The organism is Thauera phenolivorans, assembly GCF_001696715.1.
In the GTDB taxonomy this organism is placed as follows: domain Bacteria; phylum Pseudomonadota; class Gammaproteobacteria; order Burkholderiales; family Rhodocyclaceae; genus Thauera; species Thauera phenolivorans.
This window is the reverse complement of sequence record NZ_MBFM01000001.1, coordinates 257,983-271,792: the sequence shown is the minus strand read 5'-3', so window position 1 is coordinate 271,792 and position 13,810 is coordinate 257,983. Positions and strand designations below refer to the sequence as shown.

Annotated in this window: 13 protein-coding genes and 1 pseudogene; 5 read left to right on the top strand and 9 right to left on the bottom strand. The window is 66.9% G+C overall.

Going from position 1 to position 13,810, the window contains the following annotated elements:
• Together BB334_RS18340 and erpA are read left to right on the top strand one after the other, a co-directional pair.
• Window positions 1-262 (top strand): annotated as a pseudogene (locus tag BB334_RS18340) (N-acetyl-gamma-glutamyl-phosphate reductase); the annotation flags it as partial.
• A gap of 91 nt (window positions 263-353) precedes the next feature.
• Window positions 354-704, top strand: coding sequence for an iron-sulfur cluster insertion protein ErpA (erpA, locus tag BB334_RS01250; protein ID WP_068803551.1), 351 nt, complete (start codon window positions 354-356; stop codon window positions 702-704).
• 81 nt (window positions 705-785) lie between these two features.
• Here the strand turns inward: erpA and BB334_RS01245 are convergent, their stop codons facing one another.
• A complete protein-coding gene (locus BB334_RS01245) occupies window positions 786-2,081 on the bottom strand; it encodes a peptidoglycan DD-metalloendopeptidase family protein (RefSeq protein ID WP_332835029.1) in 1,296 nt (431 codons plus the stop codon).
• A gap of 116 nt (window positions 2,082-2,197) precedes the next feature.
• Here BB334_RS01245 and tyrS point away from each other — a divergent pair, with 116 nt between their 5' ends.
• Together tyrS and murI are read left to right on the top strand one after the other, a co-directional pair.
• A complete protein-coding gene (gene tyrS, locus BB334_RS01240) occupies window positions 2,198-3,397 on the top strand; it encodes a tyrosine--tRNA ligase (protein WP_068803548.1) in 1,200 nt (399 codons plus the stop codon).
• 49 nt (window positions 3,398-3,446) lie between these two features.
• Window positions 3,447-4,259 (top strand): glutamate racemase, encoded by an 813-nt coding sequence (gene murI, locus BB334_RS01235; protein ID WP_068803546.1) that lies wholly within the window; start codon window positions 3,447-3,449, stop codon window positions 4,257-4,259.
• 14 nt (window positions 4,260-4,273) lie between these two features.
• On the opposite strand, the gene BB334_RS01230 is transcribed toward murI, so the two are convergent.
• The 5 genes from BB334_RS01230 to BB334_RS01210 form a co-directional block, all read right to left on the bottom strand.
• Window positions 4,274-5,128, bottom strand: coding sequence for a sulfurtransferase (locus BB334_RS01230; RefSeq protein ID WP_068803544.1), 855 nt, complete (start codon window positions 5,126-5,128; stop codon window positions 4,274-4,276).
• Complete coding sequence (locus BB334_RS01225; RefSeq protein WP_068803541.1) at window positions 5,125-5,487, bottom strand: SpoIIAA family protein; 363 nt, start codon at window positions 5,485-5,487, stop codon at window positions 5,125-5,127. Before BB334_RS01225 ends, BB334_RS01230 begins: the two co-directional genes overlap by 4 nt.
• A 76-nt stretch (window positions 5,488-5,563) precedes the next feature.
• Complete coding sequence (locus BB334_RS01220; protein WP_068803539.1) at window positions 5,564-6,415, bottom strand: DMT family transporter; 852 nt, start codon at window positions 6,413-6,415, stop codon at window positions 5,564-5,566.
• Window positions 6,416-6,483: 68 nt separating this feature from the next.
• Entirely contained in the window at window positions 6,484-7,800 is a 1,317-nt protein-coding gene (locus tag BB334_RS01215; RefSeq protein WP_068803537.1) for an ATP-binding protein, read from the bottom strand.
• Window positions 7,797-8,555 (bottom strand): response regulator, encoded by a 759-nt coding sequence (locus tag BB334_RS01210; protein ID WP_068803535.1) that lies wholly within the window; start codon window positions 8,553-8,555, stop codon window positions 7,797-7,799. Before BB334_RS01210 ends, BB334_RS01215 begins: the two co-directional genes overlap by 4 nt.
• Window positions 8,556-8,756: 201 nt before the next feature.
• Here BB334_RS01210 and BB334_RS01205 point away from each other — a divergent pair, with 201 nt between their 5' ends.
• Window positions 8,757-9,305 carry a Spy/CpxP family protein refolding chaperone gene (locus tag BB334_RS01205; RefSeq protein ID WP_068803533.1) on the top strand — a complete coding sequence of 183 codons (549 nt, stop codon included), beginning with the start codon at window positions 8,757-8,759 and terminating at the stop codon, window positions 9,303-9,305.
• Window positions 9,306-9,391: 86 nt separating this feature from the next.
• Here the strand turns inward: BB334_RS01205 and aceA are convergent, their stop codons facing one another.
• The 3 genes from aceA to clpA all read right to left on the bottom strand — a co-directional run.
• Window positions 9,392-10,705, bottom strand: a complete 1,314-nt coding sequence (aceA, locus tag BB334_RS01200) for an isocitrate lyase (protein ID WP_068803519.1) — start codon at window positions 10,703-10,705, stop codon at window positions 9,392-9,394.
• 295 nt (window positions 10,706-11,000) lie between these two features.
• Window positions 11,001-11,480 carry a ribonuclease E activity regulator RraA gene (rraA, locus tag BB334_RS01195; protein WP_068803517.1) on the bottom strand — a complete coding sequence of 160 codons (480 nt, stop codon included), beginning with the start codon at window positions 11,478-11,480 and terminating at the stop codon, window positions 11,001-11,003.
• Between the two features lie 157 nt (window positions 11,481-11,637).
• A partial coding sequence (gene clpA, locus BB334_RS01190) for an ATP-dependent Clp protease ATP-binding subunit ClpA (RefSeq protein WP_068804378.1) occupies window positions 11,638-13,810 on the bottom strand: 2,173 nt, incomplete at its 5' end.

The following is a 13,810-nucleotide window of genomic DNA, read 5'->3' as shown; positions in this document are numbered from 1 at the left end:
GGCACTGTACGAGGCGCGCTATGCCGACGAGCCCTTCGTCGATGTGATGCCGAAGGGAAGTCACCCCGAGACGCGCTCGGTACGGGCCTCGAATCTGTGCCGCATCGCGGTACATCGCCCACAGGGCGGAGACACCGTCGTCGTGCTGTCGGTGATCGACAACCTGGTCAAGGGCGCGGCCGGCCAGGCCGTGCAGAATCTGAACATCATGTTCGGATTCGACGAGACGACGGGGCTCGATGTGGTCCCGGTCAGTCCCTGAGGAACTTGCGGCGCGGATTGCGATCCGATGCTTTGACGTTATACGGCGCGACGGTGCATGATGCGCGCCGAGCCCCGACAAAGGAGAGAGTATGACTGCTGTTGCCGAAACCCCCGAAATCCTGGTCTTCACCGATAGTGCCGCCGACAAGGTGCGCGAGCTGATCGAGGAGGAGGGCAACCCCGACCTCAAGCTGCGCGTCTTCGTCAATGGCGGCGGCTGCTCCGGCTTCCAGTACGGCTTCACGTTCGACGAGGAAGTGGCCGAGGACGACACCGCCTACGTCAAGAACGGGGTCACCCTGCTCATCGATCCCATGAGCTACCAGTACCTGCTCGGTGCCGAGATCGACTATACGGAGGGGCTGGAGGGTTCACAGTTCGTGATCCGCAATCCGAATGCGACCAGCACCTGCGGATGCGGCTCCTCATTCTCCGTGTGAGTGTGAGGAAGCGATGAAAAAAGGGCGCCTCGGCGCCCTTTTTTTCGACCCTGCGTCTGCCGGGCGCGCGACCGCGTCGAATCAGTCGCGGTTGGCGACCTGGGTTGCGGTGCGGCTCATCATCGCGATGCGATGGAGCAGGGGCTCGGCATTGCGCCGGAAGAGCTCGAGTTCTGCGCCAGTCAGCGGCGTCGCTTCAGGCAGGTCAATTTCGGCCGGATTGTGAGGTACGCCGTCGATCCGGATCTCGTAGTGAAGGTGCGGGCCGGTCGACCAGCCGGTCGAGCCGACGAAGGCGACGATCTCTCCCTGCGACACCTTCGCGCCCGCCTTGACCGCGGGCGCGAAGCCGTTGAGGTGGGCGTAGGCGGTCTCATACTTGCCCTGATGGCGAAGGACCAGCAGGTTGCCGAAACCGCCCTGGCGGCCGGCGAACTCGACGACGCCGTCGGATACGGCGCGCACCGGGGTGCCGACCGGAGCGGCGTAATCGACGCCATTGTGCGCACGCCAGCTCTTGTGAATCGGGTGCAGCCGGCGACCGAAGCCCGAACTGATGCGGGAGAACTCCATCGGCGAGCGCAGGAAGCCCTGGCGCAGGCTGCGGCCCTCGGCGGTGTAGTACTCGTCCCGGCCGTCGTCCTGCTGGTGGAGCACCACGAGGTGCTTCTTGCCGCGGTTGATGAACTCGGCGGCGAGGACGCGGCCGACGCGGACCGCCAGGCCTTCGGCGTCGTACAGGCGCTCGTAGACGACGCTGAAGCGGTCGCCTCCGTGCAGGTCGGCATGGAAGTCGATCACGGTCCCGAACAGCTCGACGAGCTTCTTCGTCACCTCGTCGGGCAGGCTGGCTTCGTCGGCGGCCCGGTGTAGCGACTGGCGGATCGTGCCGGTGCGCATTTCGATCATCTTCGTGAGCCGCGCAGCTTCCGGCGGCACGACACGCAGCTTGCCATTGTCGCCGCGCTCGATCCGCAGGCGCTCGTTGTCGGCGAGCGGCAGCGAAAGCATGCTCACGCTGCCGTCCGCCTCGACCAGGCCGGTGACCGAGCGGCCGCTGCGCAGTTCGCGCACTGCCGCCCGGCCGGTTTCACTGCTGCTGATGAACGCGAGCGCATCGGCATCGTCGATGCCCATGCGGTCGAAGATCGCCGGCAGGGTGTCGCCGGGCTGAACGCGCACGTCGTGAGCGAAGGGCAGGCTGTTGTCGCCGAGCGCTTCGGCTGCAGGTAACGCCAGCCGTTCGACGACCGCGTCGAGTGCGATCGCTGCGCCGGGGCCACCCGGGGCCACGGCGGTGGCGGCAACCACGCCCAGCATCGAGCCGGCCGCGATGCCGGCCAGCAGCAAAGAACGGCGACGGGGCAGGAGGCGCACCGGTAGATCGGCTAGAATCGAGAGCTTTCGTGACTGCATTGGACTGACCGGGGAAAAACTTCACGGAGTCTAGCAAAGTTTTACCCTTCTTCGGGGAGGGATTGAGGAGAGAATCGATGAGTGATGTCCAGGCGGCGCTCGAGCTCGTCAAGCGCGGCGCCGACGAGCTCTTGATCGAGGCCGAGCTGGTCGAGAAGCTCAAGTCCGGGCGGCCGCTCCGGGTCAAGGCGGGCTTCGACCCCACCGCGCCCGATCTGCACTTCGGCCACACCGTGTTGATCAACAAGCTGCGCCACTTCCAGGACCTCGGCCACCAGGTCCTGTTCCTGATCGGCGACTTCACCGGGATGATCGGCGATCCGAGCGGCAAGAATTCGACCCGCCCGCCGCTGTCGCGCGAACAGATCATGGAGAACGCCCGCACCTACCAGGAGCAGGTGTTCAAGATCCTCGACCCCGAGCGCACCGAGATCTGCTTCAACTCGGCCTGGATGGATGGCCTGGGCGCGGCCGGCATGATCCGCCTGGCCTCGCTGCAGACGGTCGCGCGCATGCTCGAGCGCGATGACTTTGCCAAGCGCTACGGCAACAACCAACCGATCTCGATCCACGAGTTCCTCTACCCGCTGTGTCAGGGCTACGACTCGGTGGCGATGAAGGCCGACGTCGAAGCGGGCGGCACCGACCAGCGCTTCAACCTGCTGATGGGCCGCGAGCTGCAGAAGCACTACGGGCAGTCGCCGCAGTGCGTGGTGATGATGCCCCTGCTCGAGGGCCTCGACGGCGTGAACAAGATGTCGAAGTCGCTCGGCAACTACATCGGCATCTCGGAGGCGCCGAAGGAGATTTTCGGCAAGACGATGTCGATCTCCGACGACCTGATGTGGCGCTACTACGATTTGCTGTCGTTCCGCTCGAGTGCCGAGATCGCGAGGCTGCGCGCCGAGGTGGCGGGCGGACGCAATCCGCGTGACGTCAAGGTCATGCTGGCGCAGGAACTGGTCGCCCGCTTCCACGACCAGCGCGCCGCCGAGGAGGCGCTCGCCGACTTTGAGGCGCGCTTCCAGCGCAACGCGATCCCGGACGATCTGCCGGAGGTGCGGGTTGCCGTGGGCGATGCGGGCCTGCCGCTGTTCCAGGTGCTCAAGCAGGCCGGGCTCACAGGCAGCACCTCAGAGGCGATGCGGATGATCGACCAGGGTGCGGTGCGCCTGAACGGCGAGCGGGTCGAAGACAGGGCGCGGGTGATGCCGGCCGGCGCGAAGGTGGTGTTGCAGGTGGGCAAGCGCAAGTTCGCCGCGGTGGTGCTCGAATGAGCACGATGCCTGCCGGCGCGCGGCACCCGAGGGGCAGGGAGGGCTGCGCTTGAGCCCTAGCGCCTGCGAGCGCCCGATTGGCGTGTTCGACTCCGGGGTAGGTGGGCTCACCGTGGTGCGCGCACTGATGGAACGGCTGCCGCTGGAGAGCATCGTCTATTTCGGCGATACCGCGCGTGTGCCCTACGGCGTGAAGTCGGTGGCCACGATCGAACATTTCACCGGGCAGATCACCGAGTTCCTGCTGCAGTGCGAGGTCAAGATGCTGATCATTGCCTGCAACACGATGGCGGCGGTGGCGGCGGACGTCGTGCGCCGCCTGGCGTGCGAGGTGCCGGTGCTGGACGTGATCGAGGCCGGCGCGCGCGCCGCGGTGGCGAGTTCGTCGAGCCGGCGCATCGGCGTGATCGGCACGCCGACCACGATCAACAGCAACGCCTACGCCAGGCGCATGCACGAGCTCGACCCCTCGCTGCGCGTGTATTCCCAGGCCTGCCCCCTGTTCGTGCCGTTGGTGGAGGAGGGCTGGCTCGATCATCCGGTGACGCGGCTGACCGCGCAGGAATACCTGCGCCCGGTGCTGGCCGAGGAGATCGACAGCCTGGTGCTCGGCTGCACGCACTATCCGTTGCTCAAGCCGCTGCTGCGCGACGTCGCCGGACCCGGGGTGCGGATGATCGACTCCGCGCTGACCACCGCCGAGTTCGCCGCTGAGCGCCTGCAGAGGGAAGGCCTGCTCGCCGACGGTAGCCGTCGTGCGGACTATCGCTACGTGGTGACCGACGTGCCGCTGCGCTTCCAGACGATCGGCGAGCGCTTCCTCGGGCGCTCGCTGGGCGTGGTCGAGCGGGTCGACTGGTAGGGCGGGCGTCGGTTTCAGGCCGCCCCGCGCGCCACCGGGCGCTGCGGGTCGGCACACCATTCGCTCCAGGAGCCGGCATACAGGCGTGAGCCGGTAAGGCCGGCAATCTCCATCGCCAGCAGGTTGTGGCAGGCGGTGACGCCGGAGCCGCACTGGTGCACGACCTCCTGCGGCAGATGGTGGCCGAGCAGGCCGCCGAACTCCTCGCGCAACACGGACGGCTGCTTGAAGCAGCCGCTCTCGTCGAGGTTGTCGCGGAAGAAGCGGTTGATCGCGCCGGGGATGTGGCCGCCGACCGGGTCGAGCATCTCGTTCTCGCCGCGGAAACGGTCGGGGCTGCGCGCGTCCACCAGCAGCATGCCTTCCTTGCCGAGCAGAGCGCAGACCTGCGCCGCTTCGATGCGCAGCGGACGCAGTGCGATCGTGTAGGTCGCGGCGTGCGCCTCGGGCAACGCGGTGTCTAGCGGCTGGGCGGCCCGGCACCAGGCCTGCAGGCCGCCGTCGAGTACCGCCGAGCGATGGTGGCCGAGCCAGCGCAGCAGCCACCACAGGCGGGCGGCGTACATGCCGCCGGCGTCGTCGTAGGCGACTACCTGGGTCTGGTTGGTCACGCCGCTCTCGGCCAGGCGGGCCGCCAGGCCGGCGGGGTCGGGCAAGGGATGGCGGCCGTTTGTGCCGGTCTTCGGGCCGGAGAGATCGGTGTCGAGGTCCAGATAGAAGGCGCCGGGGAGGTGCGCGGCGCGATAGGCCTCGTAGCCGAAATCGGGGTTGGCGAGGTCGAAGCGGCAGTCGAACACCACCCAGTCGGGCTCGTGCAGGTGACCCGCGAGCTCGAGCGCGCCGATCAGCCCGGCGTAGGAGGCGTTCACTGGCTGAACTCGGCCGGCGCGCCGAGCCACGCGCGCGCGTCGGGCTCGTCGTTGAAGACCTGGATGTCGGCTTCGACGAAGAGTTGCGAGAGCCAGGCGCTCCAGGTGACCCACTCGCTGTCCGTGAGCACCGCGATGCGGCGGAAGTCGTGCGGATGCGCGCGCGAGAACTTGACCTCCTCCCACGCCACGTCGAGGGTGAAGCCCGCCATCTCGCGCAGGTCGAACAGGAGGTCGACCTGGCCATGGAACTGGATCTGGTAATTGACCAGCTCCTCGAACTCCTTGTAGTCGGCGAGGGTGAATTCGCCGAAAACGGTGACGGCTACCAGCGACTCGGTGTTTTCGATGCTGATCATGCATGCCTCCGCGGGGCAGGAAGTAAATTCACTACACTATAGCCCCGGTGCCCGGCCGCCTCAATTGCGGGCCGCCTCAGCCCGGGGCGGGGCGCGGGCGCGTGGCGAGCGAGACCATGACACCGCTACCGACGATCAGTGCCATGGCCATCCAGCCTGCGGCTGTCACCGCCTCGCCCCACACGAGCATCCCGAACAGGCTCGCGAACAGGACCGTGGCGTAGCTCAGGTTGGCCGACACCACGGTGCGGCCGAAGCGGTAGGACCGGGTCATCGCCAGCTGAGCGAGGCCGCCGAACAGCCCCACGCCGAGCATGGTTGCCGCGCCGCGCGCGTCGGGCAGGTGGAGGTCACCCATCAGCGCCCAGCCGAGGCCGAGCAGTGAGGTCAGCACCGAGAACCAGAATACCGTGCGGACCTCGGGTTCGCCGGCACGCCCCAACTCGCGCACGCTGACGTAGGCGAGACTGGCGATCATGCCCGAGCTCAGGCCGGCTAACGCGCCCAGCCACTGCTCGGGCTGCAGGCTCGGGCGCAGCAGGAGCACGACGCCGGCGAAGCCGGTCAGCACCGAGATCAGCACCGCCGGCCGCAGCCGCTCGCCGAAGGCGATCGCGAGCACGAGGGCGACGAAGATCGGCGAGGTGTAGTTGAGGGTCACCGCGGTCGCCAGCGGCAGGATGCCGATCGCGAAGAAGTAACACATCAGGGCGAGCGAGCCGGCAGCGCCGCGCGACAACTGCATCCGCCAGTGCGGTGTGAGCAGGCTCACCCTGCCGATCGTGGCAGCGAAACCCATCATGAGCACGCTGATGCCGCCGCGGTAAAAGACGATCTCCCCGGGGGTGAACTGGGTCGATCCCAGCTTCACGCAGACACCCATGAAGGCGAACAGGAGGCTGGCGACGATCATCCAGACGGCGGACATGGCGGATATTGCACTGCAGTAAGCGACGGGGCGCATTGAATCACATGCGCGCTGCGAGCGGGGACTGCTCAGCTGCGCGGCAGGCTGACGACGGCCTCGAGGCCGCCTTCGGGATGATTGCGCAGGCTCACCTTGCCGCCCTGGCCGCGCAGCAGGTTGCGGGTGATCGCGAGGCCGAGCCCGGTACCGCCGGTCTCGCGGTTGCGCGAGGACTCGGTGCGGTAAAAGGGCTCGAAGACCTTCTCCAGCTCGGCCTCTGGCAGACCGGGGCCATGGTCGCGGATCCGTACCACGACTTCACCGGGGTTCTCCTCGAGCCGGAGCTCGACCCGACCGCCGAACTTCAGTCCATTCTCGATCAGGTTCCACAATGCACGACGCAGCGCCACCGGCCGGCCGCGCAAGGGAGCGCCTGCGCGGCCGGCCATGATCACGGTCCATCCCATGTCGGCGGCGTCGTCGCGCAGCGCGGCGAGCAGGTCGTCGAGGTCGATCGGCTGCATCGGCGCCCTCTCGTCGAGGCTGCGCGCATAGTCGAGACCTTCCCTGACCAGCGCCTGCATGGCGTCGAGGTCGGACTGGATGCGACCGCGGAGCGCCTCGTCATCGACCATCTCGGCGCGCAGCCGAAGCCGCGTGACCGGCGTCTGCAGGTCGTGCGAGATTGCGGCGAGGATCCGCGTGCGCTCGGCCACGTGCTCACGGATGCGTTGCTGCATCTGATTGAAGGCGGACGCCGCCAGGGCCACTTCGGTCGGGCCGGCGATGGGCATCGGTGCGTGCTCGGGGTCCTCGCCGAGGGCGCGCGCAGCGGCAGCCAGGCGCGAGAGCGGACGCGTGGCCAGTCGCACCGCGATCCAGGTCAGCAGGCTCACCCCGCCGATGAGCGCGAACAGCGCGGCGAACAGCCGCCCGGGCGGCGGCTTGGGGAGCTCGGGCGCAGGTGGGATGCCGGGAAGGCGTACCTGCAGCGGGCTGCCATCGGTGAGCCGGATTGAGGCGACCGGCACCGGATGTCGCCGCCCCTCGCGCTCGTGGGCGTAGAGGACGATGGCGCGCTCGGGCATCGTCTGGCGCAAGGCGCCAAGCAGGGCATGGTCCTGCGGCAGGCGACGCAGGTGGTCGCCGGGCGGGCGCAGGCTCAGGCGCAGGCGGCGGCGGCCGAGCTCGTCGATCCAGCGCACGCGCTCGTCGGCGGGCAGCTTGTCGAGCACATCGGCGGCGGCGGCGATCTCCTGGGCGATGCCCTCGAACAGGGCCGCACGGCCGACGCGCTCGCGTTCGCCGACGAACAGCATGAAGCTGACCGCGAGCACCACCGCGATGCCGACCAGCCAGATCAGCATCATGCGGGCGAACAGGCTGCGTGGCCAGGGCAGCCTCATTGCGTTTCGCCGCTCGTCGCGCTGACCTCGGTCGTGAGCACGTAACCCTCGTTGCGCACGGTCTTGATGATGGTCGGTTCGCGCGCGTTGTCGCCGAGGCGCTGTCGCAGGCGGCTCACCAGGAGGTCGATGGAGCGATCGAACACCTCGGCCTCGCGGCCCTGGGTCAGCTCCATCAGTTGATCGCGCGAGAGCACCTTCTGCGGGTGGGCGAGAAAGACGCCGAGCAGGCGGTATTCCGCGCCCGAGAGCGCGACCACCGTGCCCTCGGCGTCGATCAGGTGGCGGCCTGCGGTGTCGAGCCGCCACTGGGCGAAGCGCAACTCGCGCGCATTGCCGGGCGGCGCTGCCTCGAGGTTGGGGGGCAGGGCGCGCGAGCGCCGCAGGATGGCGCGGATGCGCGCGAATAACTCGCGCGGCACGAAGGGCTTGGGCAGGTAGTCGTCGGCGCCCATCTCGAGGCCGATGATGCGGTCCATGTCCTCGCCGCGCGCGGTCAACATCAGGATCGGCGTGCTCGCATGCGCGCCGGCGCCGGCGCGAAGGTTACGGCACAGGCTGAGGCCGTCCTCGCCCGGCATCATCACGTCGAGCACGATGAGATCGATCTGGTGATGGTCGAGGGCGGACTTCATCTCGCGGCCGTCGGCGGCGGTGGTGCAGCGCAGGCCCTGCTTCTCCAGATAGTCGGCGAGCAGGTTGCGGATCTCGCGATCGTCGTCGACGATCAGGATATGGTCTTGCTGGGCGGTCATCGCGCGTTCTCCTTGGAGCGCATCTTACGGTGCGGGGTGATTGCTTTGTATCCCAAGGTATCCCCAGGCCGCGGAGTGACACGAGGCTTCAAAATCCGGCGGTTCCGACAAGCGCCGCTTACTTCCGAGTGTTTAAATGGCCTCGTCGCCGGGCAGTGGCCGGCAACGGAAATCCGAACCAACCAAGAAAGGAGCACCACCGTGAAGAACTGGATGAAGACTTCGATCGCCGCCGCCGTGATTGCTACCGGCGCCCTCGGTACCACCGCCGCGATGGCCTGGGGCGGGGGCTGCATGTACGACGGTCCGCGCGGCGGGAAGGGGGGCTGGGCACAGATGGCGCCCGAGCAGATGAAGGCGAAGATGGCCGAGCGAGCCGAGTTGCACATGGCCCGTCTCGAACTTGCCCTCGCCCTCACGCCAGAGCAGAAACCCGCCTTCGAAACCTTCAAGGGCGAGATGAAGGCGCGTGCGGAGCGTATGGCGACGGCGATGTCCGAGCGCCGTGCGGCCGGCATGCCGCAGACCGCGATCGAGCGCATGCAGCGCATGGAAGAAATGAGCAAGCTGCGCCAGGCCGAAATGTCCGAGGCCCGCAAGTCGGTGGAGACCTTCTACGCGACGCTGAGCGATGCGCAGAAGACGGTTTTCGACGCCGAGTTCCAGAGAATGGGACGCAAGGGCGAGCGCGGCATGCGCGACGGCAAGGGCAGTGGCCCGCGTGACGGCAACGGACCGGGTCGTAGCTGATCCATCGGCTTCACCCCATGAAAAAGGCCACCCCGCGGGGTGGCCTTTCGTCATCCATCCCCCCGGAGCGGGGGGCAGGCAGTCTCTCAGTGGAACTGCTCTTCTTCGGTCGAGCCGGTCAGTGCCTTGACTGAGGACGAACCGCCCTGGATCACGGTGGTGACGTCGTCGAAGTAGCCGGCGCCGACTTCCTGCTGGTGCGAAACGAAGGTGTAGCCCTGCTCGCGCGCGGCGAATTCCGGTTCCTGCACCATCTCGGTGTAGTGCTTCATGCCTTCGCCGCGGGCGTAGGCGTGGGCGAACTTGAAGGTGTTGAACCAGTTGATGTGGATGCCGGCGAGGGTGATGAACTGGTACTTGTAGCCGAGTGCCGACAGCTCGTCCTGGAACTTGGCGATGGTCTTGTCGTCCAGGTTCTTCTTCCAGTTGAAGGACGGCGAGCAGTTGTACGACAGCAGCTTGCCCGGGCAGGCGGCGAGAACGGCCTGCGCGAATTCGCGGGCGAAGCCGATGTCGGGCGTGCCGGTCTCGCACCACACGAGATCGGCGTAGGGCGCATAGGCGACGCCGCGGCTGATCGCCTGCTCGAGACCGTTGCGCACGCGGTAGAAACCTTCCTGGGTGCGCTCGCCGGTGAGGAAGGGCTTGTCGTTGGCGTCGTGGTCGGAGGTGATCAGGTTCGCGGCCTCGGCATCGGTACGCGCCAGGATGATGGTGGGCACGCCCATGACGTCGGCGGCGAAGCGGGCCGCGATCAGCTTCTCGACCGCTTCCTGGGTCGGCACCAGCACCTTGCCGCCCATGTGGCCGCACTTCTTGACCGCGGCAAGCTGGTCCTCGAAGTGCACACCGGCAGCGCCGGCGGCGATCATGTTCTTCATCAGTTCGAAGGCGTTCAGCACGCCACCGAAGCCGGCTTCAGCGTCGGCGACGATCGGCAGGAAGTAGTCGATGAACTCCTGGTCGCCCGGGTTGACGCCACGCGACCACTGGATCTCGTCGGCACGCTTGAAGGTGTTGTTGATGCGACGGACCATGGTCGGCACCGAGTCGTAGGCGTACAGCGACTGGTCGGGGTACATGGTCTCGGAGGTGTTGCCGTCGGCGGCGACCTGCCAGCCGGACAGATACACGGCTTCCAGGCCGGCCTTGGCCTGCTGCATGGCCTGACCCGCGGTGATCGCGCCGAAGGCGTTCACATAGCCCTTCTTGGCGCCACCGTTGACCTTTGCCCACAGCTTCTCGGCGCCGCGCTTGGCGAAGGTGTACTCGGGCTGCAGGCTGCCGCGCAGGCGGACCACGTCTGCCGCGGAGTAGCCGCGCTTGATGCCTTTCCAGCGGCTGTTTTCAGCCCAGTCTTTCTCGAGGGCGGCGATTTGCTGTTCGCGGGTCTGGGTCATGATGCTTCCTTGTCTGAAGTGATCTGGGGTCAACCGTGTCGGCCGGGTCGGGCGCCGGCGCGCATCCTGCTTGTGGCAGCGTGCTTCGAGGGAGAAAACCGCTGCCAACGGGAAACGATTATAGGCAGCATCGTGCGGAGCAGCAATAGGTCTTATATAAGATAGAAGAAGAAATTTTTTCGCAGAATAACAGTTGGATGCGTTCCGTTTTTTGCACTGTGAAATGGGAATCTTCGTTGTGAAATGAAACCTGAGTGGTCCGGCGGCTGTGCGCCGGCCACGGAGCGTTGCGCACTCAGCAGAGCGGCTCGGCGGCGACGATGACGCCATCGGCGTCGGCATAGAGATGATGGCCGGGAACGAAGCTGACGCCACCGAAGTGGACCGCGACCTCGACCTCGCCGACGTCGCGCTTGACCGTCTTCCTCGGGTGGGTGCCGAGCGCGAACACGGCAATGTCCATTCCGCCGATCGCCTTCGAGTCGCGGATGCAGCCATAGACGACGATGCCGGCCCAGCCGTTGGCGACCCCGAGCTCGGCGAGCTTGTCGCCGACCAGGGCGCAGCGCATCGAACCGCCGCCGTCGATGACCAGGACACGCCCCTTGCCGGGCGCTTCGAGAGCCTTGCGCACGAGGGAGTTGTCCTCGAAGACCTTCAGCGTGGTGATCGGGCCGCCGCAGGCCTCGCGGCCGCCGAAGCTGCGGAACATCGGGGCGACGACGGTGATCCGGTCCTCATGGCTGTCGCAGAGATCTGCTGTGTGAATGCTCATCGGTGTCCTCCTCGGTGGTTGGGCGGCCGTGCCGCAGGCGTCGAACCTGGGCATCATAACGGAGGTGGCCGGGCCGACGCCGCGTTCGACCGGGGGCGACAAAAAAGGCGCAGCCCGGAACCGGGCTGCGCCTTGCGAAACGGCCGGACCGTCGGCCTCAGACGGTGGCGATCTCGGGCTGGTCGAACACCAGCTCGACCTTGTCGTCCTTGCCGAGGTCGATCGTCACCTTGCCGCCGTTGGCAAGGCGGCCGAAAAGCAGTTCGTCGGCCAGCGCCGAGCGGATGGTGTCCTGGATCAGGCGCGCCATCGGTCGGGCGCCCATCAGCGGATCGAAACCCCTTTCGGCCAACCAGGCCTTCAGTTCGTCAGTGAAGTGGGCCTCCACCTTCTTCTCGTGCAGTTGCGCCTCGAGCTGCATCAGGAACTTGTCGACCACGCGGAGGATGACCTCGTTGTCGAGTGCCTTGAAGGAGATCGTCGCATCGAGCCGGTTGCGGAACTCGGGCGAGAACATCCGCTTGATCTCCGCGGCCTCGTCGCCCATCTCGCGCTTGGCGGAGAAGCCGATCACCGACTTCTGCATCGCCTCGGCGCCGGCGTTGGTGGTCATGATGATGATCACGTTGCGGAAGTCCGCCTGCCGTCCGTTGTTATCGGTCAGCGTGCCGTGGTCCATGACCTGTAGCAGGATGTTGTAGATGTCCGGATGCGCCTTCTCGATCTCGTCGAGCAGGAGCACGCAGTGCGGCTTCTTGGTGATCTGCTCGGTGAGCAGTCCGCCCTGATCGAAGCCCACGTAGCCCGGCGGCGCGCCGATCAGGCGGCTCACCGCGTGACGCTCCATGTACTCCGACATGTCGAAGCGCGCCAGCTCGATGCCGAGCGTGTAGGCGAGCTGGCGGGCGACCTCGGTCTTGCCGACGCCGGTGGGGCCGGAGAACAGGAAGGAGCCGATCGGCTTCTGCGGGTTGCCGAGGCCGGAACGCGACATCTTGATCGCCTTCGCGAGCGCGTCGATCGCCTCGTTCTGGCCGAACACCACGTTCTTGAGGTCGCGCTCGAGGGTCTTCAGCGCGGCCTTGTCGTCGTTCGACACCGAGCGCGGCGGGATGCGCGCGATCTTGGCGACGATGTCCTCGATCTCCGCCTTGCCGATGGTCTTCTTCTGCCGCGACTTGGGCAGGATGCGCTGGGCGGCCCCGGCCTCGTCGATGACGTCGATCGCCTTGTCCGGCAGGTGGCGGTCGTTGATGTACTTGGCCGACAGCTCGGCCGCGCTGCTCAGCGCCGAGCTCGAGTACTTGACGCCATGGTGGTCCTCGAAGCGGCTCTTGAGGCCCTTCAGGATCTCGACCGTCTCGGCCACCGAGGGCTCGAGCACGTCGATCTTCTGGAAGCGGCGCGACAGCGCATGATCCTTCTCGAAGATCTGGCGGAACTCGTTGTAGGTGGTCGCGCCGATGCACTTCAGCTGTCCCGAGGAGAGCGCCGGCTTGAGCAGGTTGGATGCATCGAGCGTGCCGCCCGAGGCCGCGCCGGCGCCGATCAGGGTGTGGATCTCGTCGATGAAGAGGATCGCGTTCGGGTTCTCCACCAGCTGCTTGATCACCGCCTTCAGGCGTTGTTCGAAGTCGCCTCGGTACTTGGTCCCGGCGAGCAGGGCGCCCATGTCGAGTGCGAACACCTCCGCCTCCTCGAGCACCTCGGGAACACGGCCCTGGACGATGCGATGCGCCAGGCCTTCCGCAATCGCGGTCTTGCCCACGCCAGCCTCGCCGACCAGCAGGGGGTTGTTCTTGCGCCGACGGCAAAGGGTCTGGATGACGCGCTCGACTTCCTTCTCGCGGCCGATCAGCGGATCGATCTTGCCCACCAGCGCCTGCTGGTTGAGATTCTGGGTATAGCTCTCGAGCGGGCCGCCGGCCTGCTTCTCGTCCTGCTCATCGCCCGCCTGCTCGCCGTCGCGACCCTGCGGCTGGCCGCCGGCCTGCTGGTTCTTGGCGATGCCGTGGGAGATGAAATTCACCACGTCGAGCCGGGAGACGTTCTGGCGCTGCAGGAAATAAACCGCATGCGAGTCCTTTTCGCCGAAGATCGCCACCAGCACGTTGGCGCCGGTCACTTCCTTCTTGCCCGAGGACTGCACATGCAGGATCGCGCGCTGGATCACGCGCTGGAAGCCGAGCGTCGGCTGGGTGTCGATCTCCTCGCCACCCTCGACCTTCGGGGTATGTTCGTCGATGAAATTCGTCAGTTCGCGCCGCAACTCGTCCAAATTGACCGCGCACGCGCGCAGCACCTCGGCGGCGGTCGGATTGTCGAGCAGG

What these genes read in the sequence shown, in the direction of transcription:
- erpA (WP_068803551.1), top strand. Translation starts at nt 354, where the DNA reads ATGACTGCTGTTGCCGAAACCCCCGAAATCCTGGTCTTCACCGATAGT.
- BB334_RS01210 (WP_068803535.1), bottom strand. Translation starts at nt 8,555, where the DNA reads ATGACCGCCCAGCAAGACCATATCCTGATCGTCGACGACGATCGCGAG.
- BB334_RS01220 (WP_068803539.1), bottom strand. Translation starts at nt 6,415, where the DNA reads ATGTCCGCCGTCTGGATGATCGTCGCCAGCCTCCTGTTCGCCTTCATG.
- aceA (WP_068803519.1), bottom strand. Translation starts at nt 10,705, where the DNA reads ATGACCCAGACCCGCGAACAGCAAATCGCCGCCCTCGAGAAAGACTGG.
- rraA (WP_068803517.1), bottom strand. Translation starts at nt 11,480, where the DNA reads ATGAGCATTCACACAGCAGATCTCTGCGACAGCCATGAGGACCGGATC.
- tyrS (WP_068803548.1), top strand. Translation starts at nt 2,198, where the DNA reads ATGAGTGATGTCCAGGCGGCGCTCGAGCTCGTCAAGCGCGGCGCCGAC.
- BB334_RS01225 (WP_068803541.1), bottom strand. Translation starts at nt 5,487, where the DNA reads ATGATCAGCATCGAAAACACCGAGTCGCTGGTAGCCGTCACCGTTTTC.
- BB334_RS01215 (WP_068803537.1), bottom strand. Translation starts at nt 7,800, where the DNA reads ATGAGGCTGCCCTGGCCACGCAGCCTGTTCGCCCGCATGATGCTGATC.